We start from the raw sequence: 17,932 nt of genomic DNA on the forward strand, positions 1-17,932 counted from the left end.
TCACATTTTTTAGGTAAAATTCTGTGATCTAGTTCACAAAAAATGGCGTAAAAAAGTTCTATTTCACTATGCAAAAAAATGACAAAAGTATGATGTACTCCTCCTAAAAAATCCTTAAATTATCGACAAGTTCAGTTAGGTGCGAATTAAGCTAAAAATTCCACCGCTTTGTGAGGATTCCCAAATGACCGATGTTCGATTAGTCAATGTTTGCAAATCTTATGGCAACGTACATATTTCTAAAAACGTCAGTTTAGATATTAAAGATGGTGAATTTGTTGTTTTCGTTGGTCCTTCAGGCTGCGGTAAATCGACCTTACTTCGAATGATCGCAGGTTTAGACGAAATTACCTCTGGTGATTTATTTATTGGCGATAAGCGAATGAATGATGTGCCACCAGCAAACCGCAATATCGGGATGGTATTCCAATCTTATGCACTCTATCCACACTTAACCATTGCGGAAAATATGTCGTTCGGCTTGAAATTAGCAGGGGCAAAAAAAGAGGAAATTGAGCAACGGGTCAATCAAGTAGCAGAAATTCTACAACTAGCTCACCTTTTAACCCGCAAACCTAAAGAGCTTTCAGGCGGTCAGCGTCAGCGTGTCGCAATTGGACGTACGTTAGTTTCGCAACCAGAAGTCTTTTTGCTTGATGAACCCCTTTCTAACCTTGATGCGGCATTACGTGTGCAAATGAGGGTAGAAATTTCTAAACTCCACAAAAAACTTAACCGCACAATGATTTATGTAACCCACGATCAAGTCGAAGCAATGACCCTCGCTGATAAGATCGTGGTGTTACAAGCGAACAGCGACAACATTGAGAGCAACGTGGCACAGGTTGGTCGCCCATTAGAGCTTTATCACTATCCTGCTAACCGTTTTGTCGCGGGATTTATCGGTTCACCAAAAATGAACTTTTTACCTGTGCGTGTGTTAGAGGTGAAAGAGGATGCAGTTAAAATTGAAATGCTTGATGCCGATCACGTGAGTTTCTGGATTCCTGTGGAAGGCAGGGGCTTAAATGTGGGCGATAACGTTTCATTAGGTATTCGTCCAGAGCATTTACTCCCTTGCGAACACAGCGAAATTTGTATTAAAGGCACGGTAAAAGTGGTGGAACAATTAGGGCACGAAACGCAAGTTTATCTCGAATTACCTGCAATTAAACAAAATATTGTTTATCGCCAAAATGACATCGTGTTAGTCAAAGAGGGCGATGAAATGGCAATCGGTATCAATCCGAATCGATGTCACCTGTTCCGCGAAGATGGTACAGCGTGCAGACGTTTATATAAAGAGTTGGGTGTTTAACCTGTTTTTACATAATGACAAAACTAAAGGAGCTTATTATGAGCCTTAATAAAACAGTATTAGCAACAATCGTATCTGGTGCATTACTTTCTAGCACAGCATTTGCTGTTGATTTTCATGGTTATGCTCGTTCAGGCATCGGCTGGACATCAGGCGGTGGTGAACAATCTGCATTCTCGGTAAATGGTGGTGGTTCTAAATACCGTTTAGGTAATGAATCTGATACCTATGCAGAATTTAAATTAGGTCAAGAACTATTCAAATCAGGCGAGAAATCTATCTACTTTGATTCTAACGTTGCTTATGGTGGTACGTTAAATGATAACGACTGGACAGATACTAGCCCAGCATTACGCGAATTAAACGCACAATTTAAAAACTTTGCAGATGTGTTACCAGGTGCAACATTATGGGCAGGTAAACGCTTCTACCAACGCCATGATGTGCATATGAACGACTTCTACTACTGGGATATTTCTGGTCCTGGTGCAGGGGTTGAGAACATTGATTTAGGCTTTGGTAAATTATCTGTAGCAGCAACCCGTAATACTGAGCGTGATGGTGCATTCTCTTACTATTATGACCACGCAACAAAAACATATAAGAGCAATCGTACTCAGAAAAAATCGGTTTATAACGATGTATTTGATGTGCGTTTAGCGAATATTGAATTATGGAAAGATGGTTCATTAGAATTAGGTTTCGATTATGCTAAAGCTCACACCAAAGATGATGCACGTTTCGTTAACGATAACGCAGTGAAAAAAGGTTATATGGGTACAGCAGAATACACCCAAGGTAACTTCTTCGGTGGCTTCAATAAATTTACCGTACAATATGCAAAAGACTCAATGGTGGATGGTGCGGGGCATGCTAGTGGCAGTTCTGCAGATAAACGCGGCAATATGCTTCGCTTAATCAACCAAGGTACATTCCAAGCAAGTGATAAAGTAGAAGTCATGTATGCCTTAATCTATCAAAAAAATGATTTAGATAACAAACAAGGCAAAACGTGGTACTCTGCCGGCATCCGTCCAATGTATAAATGGACAGACACGATGAGCACTTTATTAGAAGTGGGCTACGACCGCATTAAAGATCAAGCTACTGGCAAGAAAAATGATTTAATGAAATACACTGTTGCACAACAATGGCAAGCAGGTAACAGCATTTGGGCACGTCCTGCCATCCGTATATTCGGTACTTACGCACACTGGAATGATAAATTCAATACCGCAGCTCGCACTAACCAAGGTTACAAAGCGAAAGATGGCGAATTTATCGGTGGCGTACAATTTGAGGCTTGGTGGTAGTAGCTTATAAAGCGGTCAAAATGGGTAAATCATTTGCAAAAATCGACCGCTTGAAATTATCGCAGGGACAGGGGTTATCCCTGTCCTTTTCATATTATCGGACGGGGATAAACCCTGCCCCTACAATTTATTACAATGAATATTTCAGGGGATAATTTATGAAATTCAAACTCTCCCTTTTATTTTCCGCTCTTGCCCTTTCAAGTGCTATTTTTGCAAACGAACCATCTAAAACTGAACTCGCCAATTTCAATTGGCAAGCGGTCGATTTATCGCAAAAAATTACCAGCGATGTGAACGAGGCAAAAATTGTTGCTTTCGCTAAAAATCTTGCAGGCACAGACAGTGCCGTTATTGGTTACAAAATTCCTGCCAATCAAGGCACATTAAATATCAAAATTAAAAGTTTGGTCGTAGATAACAACCACATTTTTGTACCGAATGTATTAGTGCTTGATAGCAATTACAATGTCTCTCTCAAATATCCAGCCTCCCAATTTAAAAAAGCGGAAGAGCGAGGATTAGAAGGTAACCAATTACAAGCTGAATTAAGCCTAACGCCTGTTTCAGGGCAAGATTTTGTTTATGTGCTTCTCTACACCACTGAACAAGATCTGAATGGGCAAACCCAATTCACTCACCCTGCTAAACTCTATGAAAAGGCAAAAGGCAACCAACCGCCAGCAATTGCCGATATTATGGTCAAACATACCAATTCGGGTAAAATTGAGTTAGAGGTGGATGGCATACAATCAACGCAATTTGTCGGTTTAGGTAATATTGCTAAAGGCGGTGCGATCTTTGAAAGTAAAGCTCAAACTGCACCTACGCAAAGTGTGGGAGAGGAAAAACCAACAGCGAGCAAAATGCAAAAAAGCGTTAAAAATGAACCGCTTGCTCAGCCTGTAGAACAAACTACTGAGCAATATTTCAACCAAGCGGTGAAAAGTGCGCTGAAAAATCATGACATTAATAAAGCAATGAACTTGGTCAATGAAGCAGAAAAATTAGGCTTAACTCAACCTCGTAAAATTTTCTTACAGCAAGTTTCATCTAAATAATCCTATCTTTTTATCATAATGATCCTTTTGCCATCACTGCTGCAACACCGTGATGGCTTTTTTACATTCTGGTTACCAAAAATTTCTCCCCCATTTTCTGTAAAAAATTGCTAAAATCAAACTGCCATACATCATAAAAAGAGGAAAAGAAAGGATGCCATCTCTAATTTCGGGTTTAATGTCGAGTAAATTTATTGCTCATTTTTCGAAAAAAGAAAATAAGATTGAACGTCCTGCATTATTGGCAAAATTAGAAAAAACAAAAAATTATCCCCTTACTCTACTTGCTGCTCCAGCAGGTTATGGCAAAACGACCTTAATGGCTGAATGGCAAGCTATTCAAACTGCAAAACATCAGCGAGTTAGCTGGCTAAGTTTAGATAAAAGTGATAATCAAGCGGTCGAATTTGCTCGCTATTTTACACAAGCATTACGGGACGCAACGCATCTCTCTTTTAGTCATTGCCTCTTTCAAGATGATCTTACCCGCTATTTTCATGAACTCTTGCTTGAATTACAAAGCATTCGTTCCCCTTTTTATCTTATATTGGATGATTATCATCTGATCGAAAATGCAGAAATTCACGAAGCAATTCGATTTTGGCTAAAGCATCAGCCTGAAACGATGCATCTCATTTTGCTTTCTCGTACGCTTCCTCCCATCAGCATCACACAATTACGATTGCGTGAGAAATTGCTTGAAATAGGCGTAAATGATTTAGCCTTCGATCTTGAACAATGTCGTCAATTGATTGAACAAGCAACGAATATTACCCTAAGTGAAACAGCACTTCATCTCCTCTATGAGCACACGCAAGGTTGGATTAGTGCACTACAACTACTTTGCTTTAGTTTAAAAACTTCCCCAGAATGGCTTAATACACCAGAGAAATTATTTGCTAGCCTGAGTCAGCAATATATAGAAGATTATTTGAGCGAGGAAGTCTTCCATTTCATTCCATCACAAACGCAATATTTTATGCAATGTTGTGCTCTGCTACATAAGATGAATGAACGCCTCGTATTCGCTTTAACGCAAGCAGAAAATGGGATTTATCAACTTGCAGAATTAGAAAAACAAGGCTTATTTGTACAACGTAATATTTACGAGAATGGCGAAACGTGGTGGCAATTTCACCCGATTTTATCTGATTTTTTACGCCAGCGTTGCAGAATGGAACACCCTCAAACTTGGCGAACATTACATCACCTTGCTATAACGGAATGGCTAAAGCTAGGTAATGGCACAGAAGCCTTATATCACGCTCAAATTTTAGAAGAGCCAGCATTACTTTATCAAGTATTGCAAGAATATGGTTGGAAATTATTCCATCAAGGACAATTAAAATTACTCGAAGAGTGTTTAAATTTAATGCCTGCTGAGCAGATTTGGCAGGATTCGAATTTAGTGTTGTTGAAAGCGTGGTTATCACAAAGCCAGCATCGTTATCAAGAAGTCTCGGGAATCTTGCAAAATTTTAAACCAAATCAACCTCTTGAAGAGGATTTACAGGCTCATTTTGAAGCCTTGCAAGCTCAAGTTGCGATTAATGAAGGCAATGAGGATTTAGCTTACCAGCTTGCGAACCGTGCTTTAGTACATTTTTCTTCTAAAGTTGGCTATGCTCAAATTGTCGCTAATTCTATTATTGGCGAAGCACAACATTGCCAAGGTTACCTCAAAGAAGGTTTGCAGCGAATGCAAAAAGTAGAAAAGATGGCGTTAGAGCACTCTGCTTATCATCAATGGCTCTGGTCAAAATTACAGCAAGCTGAAATGCTTTCCGCTCAAGGTTTTCTACAATCTGCTTATGATTTACTGAAAGATACGACGCAACAGGCTCAACTTTTACACAAAATTCCGATGCACGAATTTTTATTCCGTTTACGCGGACAAATTTTGTGGGAATGGCATCACTTAGATGAAGCTGAAGAGATGGCAAATGCGGGGATAGAAGTGCTTGAAAAAGAGAGTGAACAAGCACATTGCTTGGCATTGATCGCAAAAATTTCTCTTACTAAAGGGAATTTAACGAATGCTTCCCGCTTAATTGAACAAGGTAAAAACCTGCTTGCTAGCCATTCTGTTCATCGCGATTGGCTAACGACTTTTGATGAAGTTCAGCTCTATTATTGGCAAATTAGAGAAGAAAAAGCACCGCTTGAAGGGTGGTTGGCACAAACCACGTTCCCGACTCAAGATCATAATCATTTCTTGCAACGCCAATGGCGAAATATTGCCCGCTGTTATTTGTTGCAAGCACAGTTTGATAAAGCATTGGAGATCGTAAACCGCTTATTAAAAACCACGGCAATCTTTAATTTAATTAGCGACACACAACGAGCGTTGATTTTACGCAATCGCATTTATTATCAACAAGGTCAGCACGATTTAGCTCAACGCGATTTAATCCAAGCCTTAAATCTCAGCCAACAAACTAATTTTATTAGTGCGTTCGTGATTGAAGGTGAATTGATGGCTGAACAAATCCGCCAATTACTGCAAATTAATGTGTTAGATGATTTATCAACGCATAAAGCGAAATTTATTTTGCGTAGTATTAACCAGCATCATCGTCATAAATTCGCCCATTTTGATGAAGAGTTTGTAAGTCATTTACTGAAAAATCCACAGCTGCCTGAACTGCTCAAAATAAGTCCGCTCACTTCCCGCGAATGGCAAGTGCTTGGGCTAATTTATGCAGGTTATAGCAATGAACAAATTTCTCAAGAATTAGTCGTTGCAATAACCACAATCAAAACGCACATACGCAACCTATACCAAAAGATTGGTGTTGAAAATAGGATTGAGGCGATTGAGTATACGAAAAGTTTATTGAAGATGATGGGATATAACTAAGAAAAAGGCAGAATTCACATTCTGCCTTCAAACTTTTATCTATTTTGTTGTTTTTTAATATTCTCTTTTGGCTGTTTTTCATCATAAACAATGGTTTTTACACATAATTGAATAATTTGATCTGAACCATTGCGGATATATTCATCATCACGTACTTGGTTGTTTTTTTGCAAGTCGTGCATTGCATCATCAATCCCTTGGATCATACTTGGCTTATGCAGCAAGCCCCAACAACTTGGATCAAGATAATTCACCTTTTGTTGGAAAGCATCAGCAAAAATTACGCCGCTATTATAGGCATATTCTTTGTGATCGACTAAACGGTTGATGGTTAAGGCTTGAATTTGCTCGATTGGCATTGGTACACGGTTGTAATACCAATTTGTCACACCTTGAGTAAATTGAGCAATATCGTAATCTTTGGTAACACGATCTTTATAGGTTTGTCCTGTTACGCTATAAGCAATGGCATAAGATTTTTGGTCTAGTTCAGTTTCGCTTAAGCGTGGTAATGTCGTATTTTGATTGGAACAAGCGGCAAGAACCCCCACCGTGCAAATTAAAAAGATTTTTACAAGGTTTTTCATTTTTACTCCTGATTTCTTTTTTGGAAATATTAAAACTGATACAATTCTACCCGAAATAAAATATTTTTGCTTGAGGATTGAATGAAACAGTATCTTGATTTGTGTAATCGTATCGTGAATGAAGGCAAATGGGTAGCCAATGAACGTACTGGTAAGCGTTGTTTAACAGTAATTAACGCTGATTTAACCTACAATGTTGAAAATGGCGAATTTCCTCTTGTCACTACTCGCCGTAGCTTCTGGAAAGCGGCTATTGCTGAGCTATTAGGCTATATTCGTGGTTACAGTAATGCTGCTGATTTCCGAGCCTTAGGCACAAAATCTTGGGATGCTAATGCTAACGAAAATACAGCTTGGCTTAATAACCCGTATCGAAAAGGCGAAGATGATATGGGGTTAGTTTATGGAGCAATTGGGCGTAACTTCCCAAAACCTAATGGCGGTTCTGTCGATCTGCTTCGTCAAATTGTCGATGATTTAAAACGCGGTATTGATAATCGTGGTGAAATTTATACCTTCTATCATCCTGGTGCGTTTGATTTAGGTTGCCTACGTCCTTGCCTACATAGCCATCACTTCTCACTTTTAGATGGCAAACTCTACTTAAACAGTACACAACGTTCCGCCGATGTGCCGCTTGGATTAAACTGGAATATGATTCAATGTTACACTTTCCTTGCGTTAATGGCTCAAATCACAGGACACACAGCAGGGCAAGCATTCCATAAAATTGTGAATGCACATATTTATGAAGATCAACTTGAGCTTATGCGTGATGTGCAGCTCAAACGAGAACCACTATCTGCACCGAAACTAATTATCAACCCAGATATTAAATCACTCGAAGATTTAGAAACTTGGGTTACGCTCGATGATTTCAAAGTAGAAGGCTATGAATACCACCAGAGTATTCAGTATCCATTTTCAGTGTAATGAAAAGTAGATAAAAACGCAGAAATTTTCATAATTTCTGCGTTTTGTTTAAGAAGGCTTAAGCGGTAATCACTTCTACCCCACCCATATATGGGCGTAACACTTCAGGCACAGTAATTGAACCGTCAGCATTTTGGTAGTTTTCTAACACTGCAACAAGGGTACGACCAACCGCTAAACCAGAACCGTTTAAGGTGTGAACCAAACGGGTTTTCTTATCATTTTTCGCTTTGCAACGAGCTGCCATACGGCGAGCTTGGAAATCCCACATATTTGAGCAAGAAGAAATTTCACGGTAAGTATCTTGAGCAGGTAACCATACTTCTAAATCGTAAGTTTTGCAAGAACCGAAGCCCATATCGCCCGTGCAGAGTAATACTTTGCGGTACGGTAAGCCTAAAAGTTGTAATACTTTTTCAGCATGTCCCGTTAATTCTTCTAACGCTTCCATTGATTTTTCAGGTGCAACGATTTGTACCATTTCCACTTTTTCGAACTGGTGCATACGGATTAAACCGCGAGTATCGCGACCGTAAGAGCCTGCTTCTGAACGGAAACAAGGGGTGTGAGCGGTCAATTTTAACGGAAGTTTTTCTTCTTCAATAATTTCATCGCGTACTAAGTTCGTCACTGGTACTTCAGCGGTTGGAATTAAGCTAAATGAGCGTTGAACTTCGTTAGGATCTTGACCCGTTAATGGTTGAGTGTGGAATAAATCTTCCCCAAATTTTGGCAATTGACCTGTGCCGAATAAGCTGTCGTGGTTTACTAAGAATGGTACGTTTGTTTCTACATAACCGTGTTGTTCGGTGTGTAAATCCAGCATAAATTGCGATAACGCACGGTGTAAGCGGGCTAATTTACCTTTCATTACCACAAAACGGCTTGCGGTTAATTTTGCACCAGCACCAAAATCTAATCCGCCTAAGTTTTCGCCTAGGGTTACGTGATCTTTAATTTCAAAATCAAATTGACGTGGTTTGCCCCAACGAGTGACTTCTAAGTTTTCGCTATCGTCTTTACCTAATGGCACTTCTTCCGCAGGTAAATTTGGTACGTTTAAAAGCAACTCTTTAATTTGCACTTGCACTTCATCAAGAGCTTTTTTCGCTTCATTAAGCTCATTGCCCATATTGTCTACTTCCGCCAATAATGCAGAAATATCTTCACCACGCGCTTTTGCTGCACCGATATTTTTAGAACGAGCATTACGTTCTGCTTGCAATGTTTCTGTTTTTACTTGCAATACTTTGCGTTTTTCTTCTAACGCTTTGACTTGCTCAACATCTAAAATAAAATTACGTTTGATTTTAAGTGCGTTTGCTACTTCATCTAAGTTAGTACGCAGTAAGTTTTGGTCTATCATCTTATATTCCTTTTGTTAAAAATTAGCCACGAGCAGCGTTTTTCATAATGCGTTGTTTTGCAACTTGCCACTCGCGATCTTTAATATCTTCACGTTTATCGTGCAGTTTTTTACCTTTCGCCACACCGATTTTCACTTTTGCCCAAGCTGCTTTCCAGTAAACAGAAAGTGCGACAACCGTCATCCCATCACGGTTTACTTTACCAAAGAGAGAGTCTAGTTCACGTTTGTTGAGCAACAATTTACGGGTGCGAGTTGGGTCTGCTACAATATGGGTGGACGCCACGTTTAATGGGGTGATGGTCGCCCCAAATAAAAAGGCTTCGCCACTGCGGAAAGTAACATAGCTATCGCCAATATTTGCCTTTCCTGCACGCAAGGATTTTACTTCCCAGCCTTGTAATTCTAAGCCTGCTTCAATTTCTTCTTCGATAAAATATTCGTGACGAGCACGCTTATTTAGTGCGATAGTATTCGAAGCTACTTTTGGTTTCTTTGCCATAATTCAATTCTTGTTAAAAATAAAACCGATTTTACCCTAATCTAACATATCAGCCAATAAAAACTGTAGCACTGCATCCATCCGTAAATGTGGAATAGGCTCATCATATTCAATATGTTTTGGTTCAAACTGGTCAAAATCGAACTGGTTATATTGCCAATAACTTGCATTCGGCAAACGGCTCGGTACGCTACCTGGATAAGTGACCGACACTTGTGATGGATTATTGGAACGCACGCCTTTTACCGCTTTGAAAGATTGCCCTCCTTTAGTGACATTTACCACATCAGTCGTTTTAATACTCGAAATCGCATAGTAGCCTAGCCCTTTTATGCCATCGAAAGCGGTATGATTTCCGCCTTCTAATACTAATTGACGCATTAAACTTTCTAAATTCGGAATTTGTTCTGGTGTAATATGATCGGCTTTGGTCGCTAAAAATAGCAATTTATCAATATGTGCGGAAAAAAGGCGAGAAAATAAATTTCTCGTGCCATAATGAAAATGTTTAAATAATTGCTGCAAGCCGATTTTCATCTCCATAAATTCATGATAACCGTGATTTAATGGCGTTAAACAATCTGCCAAAATTACTTGACGATCAAAACGAGAAAAATAATGATCATAAAACGGTTTTACTATTTTTTGCTGGTAATGGTAATAGCGTTTTTCCAACATTTTATAGGTGCTATTTTTATCTGCTTTTTCTAATTTTCTCCAATCCGTTTCCGTTAAATTTAATAATGGAAAGAATTGTAGAACAGGTGCACCTTGCATATTTTGATCAGGCAGTACAAATCGCCCAGGTTGAATATATTGCATTCCGTTTGCTTTGCATTCTAATAAATAAGCGGTGTATTTTTCACTTAAATTTGCAAGTTGGTTTTCATCGGCTTTTGTAAAAAGATCCAAATTTTCGACCGCTTGTAACCATTCTTTCGCTAACTCTGCACGTTTTCCAGTGTGTACTAATTGCTGTGCTTCGCACCATTCTTTAAAAGATTGATGTAAAATTGGTAAATCCAGCAGCCATTCACCTGGGTAGTCAAAAATATCCAGATAGAGCGTATTTTCTTCCGCTAAATGGCGAGAAATGCCCTTACGTTTATAGCGAATGACTAAGCGAATTTCACTGATACCACGCGTGGAATCGCACCAACGTGCAGGCGTATCTTCTAAACATTGACGATTTTTATCATATTCAAAACGTGGAATGGTTAAATTACCTTGTTCAATACGTTTGACCGAGACAATTTGCCCCGATTTTACTACCTGAAACAGAGGTAAGTTTGCTGTTTGATAATGTAAAAGTTGATCGACAAGGCTAGTAATAAACGCTGTTTTTCCGCTTCGGCTTAACCCCGTTACCGCTAAGCGTAAGTGATTGTCTAAACCACGTCGAACTAAGGTTTGGAGTTCATTTTTAATTCGATTAAACATAATAGGTTTTCTGATAAAATAATCTTCCGATCATATCAAAAATAGGCAGAACAAAAAATGGAAAATGAGATTGAATTAAAGATTATGCTTGAGGCACAAAACATTGTGCCACTTACCCAATGGCTTGCAATGCAACGGGTTCTAGATGAAGGTGAAACGGCATTAGGCAACACTTATTTTGATACGCCAGAACAATATTTCGCTCTTAATCAAATGGGTTTTCGTGTGCGATCGAAAAATCAGCATTATGAAATGACGCTCAAAACTAAAGGTGAAATTGTTGGAGGCCTGCATATTCGCCCTGAATATAATCTGCCATTAGAGAATGAAAAGCCTGATTTTAAGCGGTTAGTTTCGCACTTTAATTTGCAAATTGGGGGATCAGACCAGATTGCTGAAGCACTCATACCTACCTTTAGCACAGATTTTATACGCCATCAATGGCTAATTGAAATAAACCAATCACAAATTGAAGTGGTGCTTGATCAAGGCGAAGTAGAAAATCCATTTGGTTCAGAAAAAATTTGTGAGCTTGAATTTGAATTAAAAATAGGAACATTAGCGGATATTTTTCAGCTTATTGAGCAAATGCCAAAATTAGATGGAATGTGGTTAAGTAGTTTAAGCAAAGCACAACGCGGTTATATTGTTGGTAGGCCTGAGCGTTTTAAACAAGAAATTTTACAAGCACTCCAAAAAGAGAAAAATTATACTCTGGAACAGCAATTAGCCGATTATTTACGCCTTTATCCAGATGAAGAAATTTATCAAATTTTTGTGAGCGAATTTTCTGAGTTTAAGCAATATAAAATGGTGGAATTACAAGAATATTTGAAAATGAGAAATTATTTAGATAAAAATATCAGTATATTAAAAGAAATTGCAAATATTCGTTAATTTTTCATTATTTTAAGTAGGCGGTAAGCCGCCTATTTATAGTTCTTTTGCTTCTTCCCAAATCTTTTGCTGTTCTGCTTCCAATTTGGCTAATTCTCGTTGAGTTTTACGTTCTTCTTTTAATGCCTGTTGGCGAATTTCATCTTCCGCTTCCCAAATATCATAGGCTTGAACAATTTTGGCGACTACAGGATGGCGAACAATATCTTTACTGTCGAAGAAGTTGAAACTTAATTCTGGCACATCTTTTAGCACTTCCATAGCGTGTTTTAAGCCAGATTTTTGGTTACGAGGAAGATCAACCTGAGTAACATCACCTGTAATGACTGCTTTAGAATTAAAACCAATACGGGTTAAAAACATTTTCATTTGTTCGGTCGTCGTGTTTTGACTTTCATCTAAAATGATGAAGGCATCGTTTAGTGTACGACCACGCATATAGGCAAGCGGTGCAATTTCGATCACACTTCGTTCCATCAATTTTTGTGCGCGTTCAAAGCCGAGCATTTCAAATAGGGCATCATAAAGCGGGCGTAAATAAGGCTCAATTTTTTGCCCTAAATCCCCTGGTAAAAAGCCTAATTTTTCGCCTGCTTCAACCGCTGGGCGAGTAAGTAAAATACGGCGAATTTCTTGGCGCTCAAGAGATTCTACGGCTGCTGCTACAGCTAAAAAGGTTTTTCCCGTCCCTGCTGGACCAATCCCGAAGCTGATGTCGTGCGTTAAAATATTACGTAAATAAGCTTGTTGATGCTCACCTCGCGGTTTAATCACGCCTCGTTTGGTTTTGATTGAAATTTCACCGTGGTTAGATGATTGCCAATGATTTTGTAGCAACATTCGGCTTTCTTGAATGGCAAGATGTACATCTTCTAAATCGAGCTCTTTTATTTTTCCTTTAATTGGGGCAGTTTCAATATAGAGCTGTTGAATAAGTTTAGCTGCTTGTGACAACAATGTAGCGGAGTGGTGCGTTTCCTCCGCAGCCATAATGGTAAACACAAAACCTTGACGTGCAATACTGAGATTAAAGCTCTTTTCTATCAAGGTTAAATGTTCATCAAATGCACCGCAAAGCGATTGCAAGCGGGCGTTATCGGCAGGAGAAAGAGTAAAGATAATTTCGTTCAAAATCGTTCCTTTTTAGCTTGATTTTAGCTAGTAACTTGTTTTCCAAAATCTTCAGGCAAGTCTTGTAAAATTTCAGTCCAATAAATGCCACTTTGTTGGCGATTTTTTGCGATACATTGTTGTACGGCTTCGTCATCTCCTTGTTCGCAAAGTATTTTTAGCGTTTTATAAAACTCAAATGTGCTAAGGCGAGCAATTTCTTCACGGAAAAATAGGCTTGCAACTTGAATATACATCTCTTTAAAGCTGTTTAAAATTAAGCCATAAACAGGTTTGTTCGCAATAAAAGTAAATTGACGGAAGAGGGTGTAGTCAAAAGAGGCATAAGCAAAAGCGGTATTTTCTAAATTATCTAATTCAGAGAATAAATTTGCAGAGGCTTTTGCATCTATTTTTACTGCTTCACGCACATAATATTCAACCATTCGGGTACGTAGTGAAACCACATTAGAGATAATAATAGGTAGATAAGAGCGGTCTAATTTGATGATTGTTTTGATAATGTTTGGACCACCTGTTTCCCAAATGTTATTCACCCGCGTTGCTTTGCCGTGTTGAATTTGTAACCAACCATCACGGGCTAAGCGTTGCAATACTTCACGTAAGGTAGTGCGCGTAACGCCAATGCGTTCGGCGAGTTCTCGCTCGGCTGGTAGGTCAGAACCTGCAGGGAAGTGATTATTCCAAATACTTTTTACAATATATTCTTCTGCTAAAGCAGCAGGGCTTTGTGCAGTTAAAATAGTTGAGTTATCCAAAATGCCCCCAATGGCAAAACTAAATAAAATGTATCGTTTTTTTTATTATTATCAAATTTTCTAAGAAAAACCGCATAAATAAGCAACGATATTGAATTGTATTGTCGCTTAATTTCTATTATATTGCAAACTCACATTAGGCTTTTATTCTTTATCTTATCTTCATTGTACAGGGAGTTCCTGATGAAAGGAGCAAACGTATTTTTCAAAACTTTTTTAGGAAAAAGTCCAAATTGGTACAAATTGGCAATCGTCAGTTTTCTTATCATTAACCCAATCATTTATTTCTTTGTTTCGCCCTTTGTTGCAGGCTGGTTGCTTGTGGCTGAATTTATTTTCACGCTAGCCATGGCGTTGAAGTGTTATCCACTTCAACCAGGTGGTTTATTGGCGATAGAAGCGGTTGTAATAGGGATGACTAGTCCGCATCATATTAAGCAAGAAGTTATGGCAAACTTTGATGTCATTTTGCTTCTTATGTTTATGGTGGCTGGCATCTACTTTATGAAACAGCTTCTGCTCTATGTCTTTACTAAACTACTTCTCTCTATTCGTTCTAAAAAGGCTCTTGCTTTAACATTCTGTCTCAGTGCCGCATTCCTTTCTGCCTTCCTTGATGCTTTAACTGTTATTGCCGTTATTATGAGTGTTGGAACAGGTTTTTATTCAGTATATCATCAAGTTGCCTCAGGTAATACGTCTATTGAAGAGCAATTAGATGTGAGTAACGATGACAAAATTACTAATCATAAATATATTTTAGAAGAATTTCGTGCATTCTTACGTAGCTTACTCATGCATGCAGGTGTTGGTTCTGCATTAGGTGGCGTAATGACAATGGTAGGAGAACCACAAAACTTAATTATCGCAGGGCAAGCAGAATGGTCGTTTGTAGAATTTTTAATTCGAGTAGGGTCTGTGAGCATTCCAGTATTAATTTCAGGGATTATTACTTGTTTGGTCGTTGAGCGTTTTAAACTCTTTGGCTATGGAGCAAAGTTACCACTTCGTGTATGGGTCATCCTTGCTCGCTATAATCAAACCAAGGAAAAACGAATGACAAAGCAAGATCGCTTTAAAATGGCGATTCAAGCAGTTGCAGGCATATGGCTTATTTGTGGTTTAGCACTTCATCTTGCTGATGTAGGCATTATTGGTTTAACCGTGATTATCCTCACCACCGCATTTTGTGGTGTCACAGATGAACACTCTCTTGGCCGCTCTTTCCAAGAATCAATGCCATTTTGTGCCTTGTTAATCGTGTTCTTCTCAGTGGTTGCGGTTATTATCGATCTCAAACTTTTCGAACCAATTATCCACTTTGTACTAGCGGCTGAACCACATTCACAACTCTCGTTGTTCTATATTTTCAACGGTTTACTTTCAATGATTTCAGATAACGTTTTCGTGGGTACGGTTTACATCAATGAAGCGAAACACGCCTTAACCTCTGGTATCATTGGTCGTGAACAATTCGATATGATTGCAGTGGCAATCAATACAGGGACAAACTTGCCATCGGTTGCAACACCAAATGGTCAAGCAGCGTTCTTATTCCTCTTAACCTCAGCATTTGCACCGCTTATTCGACTTTCATACGGTAAAATGGTGTGGATGGCATTACCATACACCATTGTACTTTCAGTGGTTGGATTCCTATCACTTGAGTTTCTCCTCCCTGAAATGACCGATTTAATGTTGCAATGGGGCTGGATTATTAATCGCTAAAGAGAATAAAAGTAGAATAAATACAAAGAGCAGATCATCATGATCTGCTCTTTTTAGAATTACTTTTTAGTATTTATTAATGGATTTTCCCACACTGCAAACAATACAAATAACGATATTGTGGATCATTAAATTTTGCAAAAGTTTGAGCAAAATCGTCCGCTTGTTTGGCGATCGGAAGGTTTAACCATTTGGCAAAGCTGACTTGCATTTTGCTGTTTAAACTGCGTGAAAGTTCGGCAAAAAGAGACTCATCACGGTCGCCAAACCATTGTGGCACCAATTTTTCGTAAGCTGGTTTGTTTTCTGAGCGTTGTTGTTTCAGTAACTCGCTCATTGCATATAATGCATCATCAAAATCGCCAAGTTGGTCTACTAATCCTTTCTCTTTGGCAACAGTACCTAACCAAACTTGCCCTTGAGCGATTTTATCTACATCTGCTTTGGCAATGTTACGCCCACGGCTGACTAAATCTAAAAACTCGCGGTAGCCTTGCTCTACGCTCATTTGAATCAGCATTTTCTGCTCTTCAGATAACGGCTTTAAACTACTGATTTCCGCTAATGGCGAGGTGGTGATACCATCTTCTCGTATGCCTAAATTTTTCGCTGTTTTTTCTAAATTGAACATCACGCCGAAGATGCCAATTGAGCCTGTGAGCGTGTTTTTATCAGCTAAAATTTTATCGCTAGTTGCGGCAATCCAATAACCACCTGAAGCCGCCATTCCACCCATTGATGTAACAACAGGAATGCCTGATTTTTGAATCGCTTCCACTTCTTGGCGAATCAGTTCCGAAGCTAAGGCACTGCCACCAGGGCTGTTGATACGGAGCACTAATCCTCGTACGCTTTTATCTTGTTTCACTTTTTGCAGTTGAGCAATGATGGTGTCTGCCCCCGCTGTGTTTTCTAGGCTTTCACCCATTGTGATTTCGCCCTCAATATTGACTACAGCGATTTTGTTTTCACCTTTGCGATTAAAACGATCAATCAGACCGCTTGCGTAATCTTGGTAATCAATGGATTTGAATCCTTTTTCGTCGTCTGCTCCGAATTTATTCGCTAGTGCTTGGCGAATTTCCGCTTGACTGTTGATATGGGTCACGAATTGTTGCTTTAACGCAAAATCAGCTTCATTGCCTTGGGTTTGTTTTCGCATCTCAACCAGTTTATCTAATGGCGGTACGATATTTTCGGCAGAAATTTTTCGATTTTCTGCCAATTTCTCTTTTACATTTTGCCACATTGGATACAACCAAGCAGTCGTATTTTGCTTGGCTTCTGCAGACATATCATCGCGAATAAGTGGTTCAACTGCAGATTTATAAGTGCCCACACGGAAAATATATGGTGTTGCTTCAATTTTGTCGAATAACGATTTGAAATAGAGTGTGCTATATTTCAAGCCTTCTAACTCCACAGAGCCTGCACTGTTAAGGTAAATTTGATCGGCAAAGCTTGCCAAATAATATTGTTTTTGGCTGAAGCTGTGACCAATTGCAATCACGGGTTTGCCTGATGCTTGGAAATCTTCGATCAGCTTGCCAAGATAATCAAGCGAAGGATAATCCCCACCTTCGAATTTAGCTAAATCTAATACCAGTCCTGTAATTTTTTCATCAACTTTCGCTTGACGAATAGCATTCGCGACGTCAAAAGTCGAGTATTTTTGCGGTTGCTCGTTGCCCATTTCAGCTTCTAACAAGCGGTAGAAATCGGGGTATTCCTCGCGATTATCTGCCAAATAGCCGTTTAAATTGAGCACTAACGCACCGTAGTCAAAGGTTGACATGGTTTCACTTTCAGCCTTACCGTTAAATGAACTGAGCAATGACACAAAAGCAAAGCTGATCATTACGAACAGTAGGAAGAAGAGTGTTACCACGCCTTCACGAATACAACGGAACACTCGGTAGAGTGCTTTGAGTAGCTTTAACATAGGAATCTCAGAGTAAAAAAATGAGTGACTAAATTAGCACAAAATCAAAGATTATTTAATAAAATCGGGTTAAAATAAGCCAAATTATTCATACAA

14 protein-coding genes are annotated in these 17,932 nt (G+C 39.0%); 7 read left to right on the forward strand and 7 right to left on the reverse strand.

Annotated elements, in window-relative coordinates; genetic code table 11:
- The first annotated feature begins 184 nt into the window (after window positions 1–184).
- The 4 genes from malK (at window position 185) to malT (ending at window position 6,552) form a co-directional block, all read left to right on the forward strand.
- Window positions 185–1,318, forward strand: coding sequence for a maltose/maltodextrin ABC transporter ATP-binding protein MalK (gene malK / locus QMF79_RS06490; protein ID WP_281773193.1), 1,134 nt, complete (start codon window positions 185–187; stop codon window positions 1,316–1,318).
- Window positions 1,319–1,356: 38 nt separating this feature from the next.
- Window positions 1,357–2,631 carry a maltoporin gene (locus QMF79_RS06495; RefSeq protein WP_281773194.1) on the forward strand — a complete coding sequence of 425 codons (1,275 nt, stop codon included), beginning with the start codon at window positions 1,357–1,359 and terminating at the stop codon, window positions 2,629–2,631.
- A gap of 158 nt (window positions 2,632–2,789) precedes the next feature.
- Window positions 2,790–3,692, forward strand: a complete 903-nt coding sequence (gene malM, locus QMF79_RS06500) for a maltose operon protein MalM (protein WP_119222555.1) — start codon at window positions 2,790–2,792, stop codon at window positions 3,690–3,692.
- A 154-nt stretch (window positions 3,693–3,846) separates the two neighbouring features.
- Window positions 3,847–6,552, forward strand: coding sequence for an HTH-type transcriptional regulator MalT (gene malT, locus QMF79_RS06505; protein ID WP_281773195.1), 2,706 nt, complete (start codon window positions 3,847–3,849; stop codon window positions 6,550–6,552).
- Window positions 6,553–6,587: 35 nt separating this feature from the next.
- On the opposite strand, the gene QMF79_RS06510 is transcribed toward malT, so the two are convergent.
- On the reverse strand, window positions 6,588–7,139 hold the full coding sequence (locus QMF79_RS06510) for a hypothetical protein (protein WP_119222556.1): 552 nt from the start codon (window positions 7,137–7,139) through the stop codon (window positions 6,588–6,590).
- An 81-nt stretch (window positions 7,140–7,220) separates the two neighbouring features.
- On the opposite strand from QMF79_RS06510, the gene QMF79_RS06515 reads away from it, so the two are divergent.
- Window positions 7,221–8,072, forward strand: a complete 852-nt coding sequence (locus QMF79_RS06515; RefSeq protein WP_281773196.1) for a thymidylate synthase — start codon at window positions 7,221–7,223, stop codon at window positions 8,070–8,072.
- A gap of 58 nt (window positions 8,073–8,130) precedes the next feature.
- Here the strand turns inward: QMF79_RS06515 and serS are convergent, their stop codons facing one another.
- From serS to QMF79_RS06530, 3 genes are read right to left on the reverse strand one after another with little or no spacing between them, the layout of a single operon-like run.
- Window positions 8,131–9,438: a serine--tRNA ligase gene (serS, locus tag QMF79_RS06520; protein ID WP_111426868.1), complete on the reverse strand. Its 1,308-nt coding sequence runs from the start codon at window positions 9,436–9,438 to the stop codon at window positions 8,131–8,133.
- Window positions 9,439–9,460: 22 nt separating this feature from the next.
- A complete protein-coding gene (gene smpB / locus QMF79_RS06525; protein ID WP_281773214.1) occupies window positions 9,461–9,943 on the reverse strand; it encodes an SsrA-binding protein SmpB in 483 nt (160 codons plus the stop codon).
- Between the two features lie 33 nt (window positions 9,944–9,976).
- Window positions 9,977–11,380, reverse strand: a complete 1,404-nt coding sequence (locus QMF79_RS06530; RefSeq protein ID WP_281773197.1) for a YcjX family protein — start codon at window positions 11,378–11,380, stop codon at window positions 9,977–9,979.
- A 57-nt stretch (window positions 11,381–11,437) separates the two neighbouring features.
- Between QMF79_RS06530 and QMF79_RS06535 the strand changes: the two genes are divergently transcribed.
- Window positions 11,438–12,277 (forward strand): inorganic triphosphatase, encoded by an 840-nt coding sequence (locus QMF79_RS06535; RefSeq protein ID WP_281773198.1) that lies wholly within the window; start codon window positions 11,438–11,440, stop codon window positions 12,275–12,277.
- A 36-nt stretch (window positions 12,278–12,313) separates the two neighbouring features.
- On the opposite strand, the gene QMF79_RS06540 is transcribed toward QMF79_RS06535, so the two are convergent.
- Together QMF79_RS06540 and fadR are read right to left on the reverse strand one after the other, a co-directional pair.
- On the reverse strand, window positions 12,314–13,408 hold the full coding sequence (locus QMF79_RS06540) for a PhoH family protein (protein WP_111426872.1): 1,095 nt from the start codon (window positions 13,406–13,408) through the stop codon (window positions 12,314–12,316).
- A 23-nt stretch (window positions 13,409–13,431) separates the two neighbouring features.
- A complete protein-coding gene (fadR, locus tag QMF79_RS06545) occupies window positions 13,432–14,166 on the reverse strand; it encodes a fatty acid metabolism transcriptional regulator FadR (protein WP_111426873.1) in 735 nt (244 codons plus the stop codon).
- 183 nt (window positions 14,167–14,349) lie between these two features.
- Between fadR and nhaB the strand changes: the two genes are divergently transcribed.
- Window positions 14,350–15,894 (forward strand): sodium/proton antiporter NhaB, encoded by a 1,545-nt coding sequence (nhaB, locus tag QMF79_RS06550; RefSeq protein WP_111426874.1) that lies wholly within the window; start codon window positions 14,350–14,352, stop codon window positions 15,892–15,894.
- A gap of 76 nt (window positions 15,895–15,970) precedes the next feature.
- Here the strand turns inward: nhaB and sppA are convergent, their stop codons facing one another.
- The gene (gene sppA, locus QMF79_RS06555) at window positions 15,971–17,836 is read right to left on the reverse strand and encodes a signal peptide peptidase SppA (protein ID WP_281773199.1); all 1,866 of its coding nucleotides are present in this window, start codon (window positions 17,834–17,836) and stop codon (window positions 15,971–15,973) included.
- Between the last annotated feature and the right edge of the window lie 96 nt (window positions 17,837–17,932).

The sequence above is a fragment of the Pseudohaemophilus parahaemolyticus genome (genome assembly GCF_938021905.1).
Lineage (GTDB): Bacteria > Pseudomonadota > Gammaproteobacteria > Enterobacterales > Pasteurellaceae > Haemophilus_A > Haemophilus_A parahaemolyticus_B.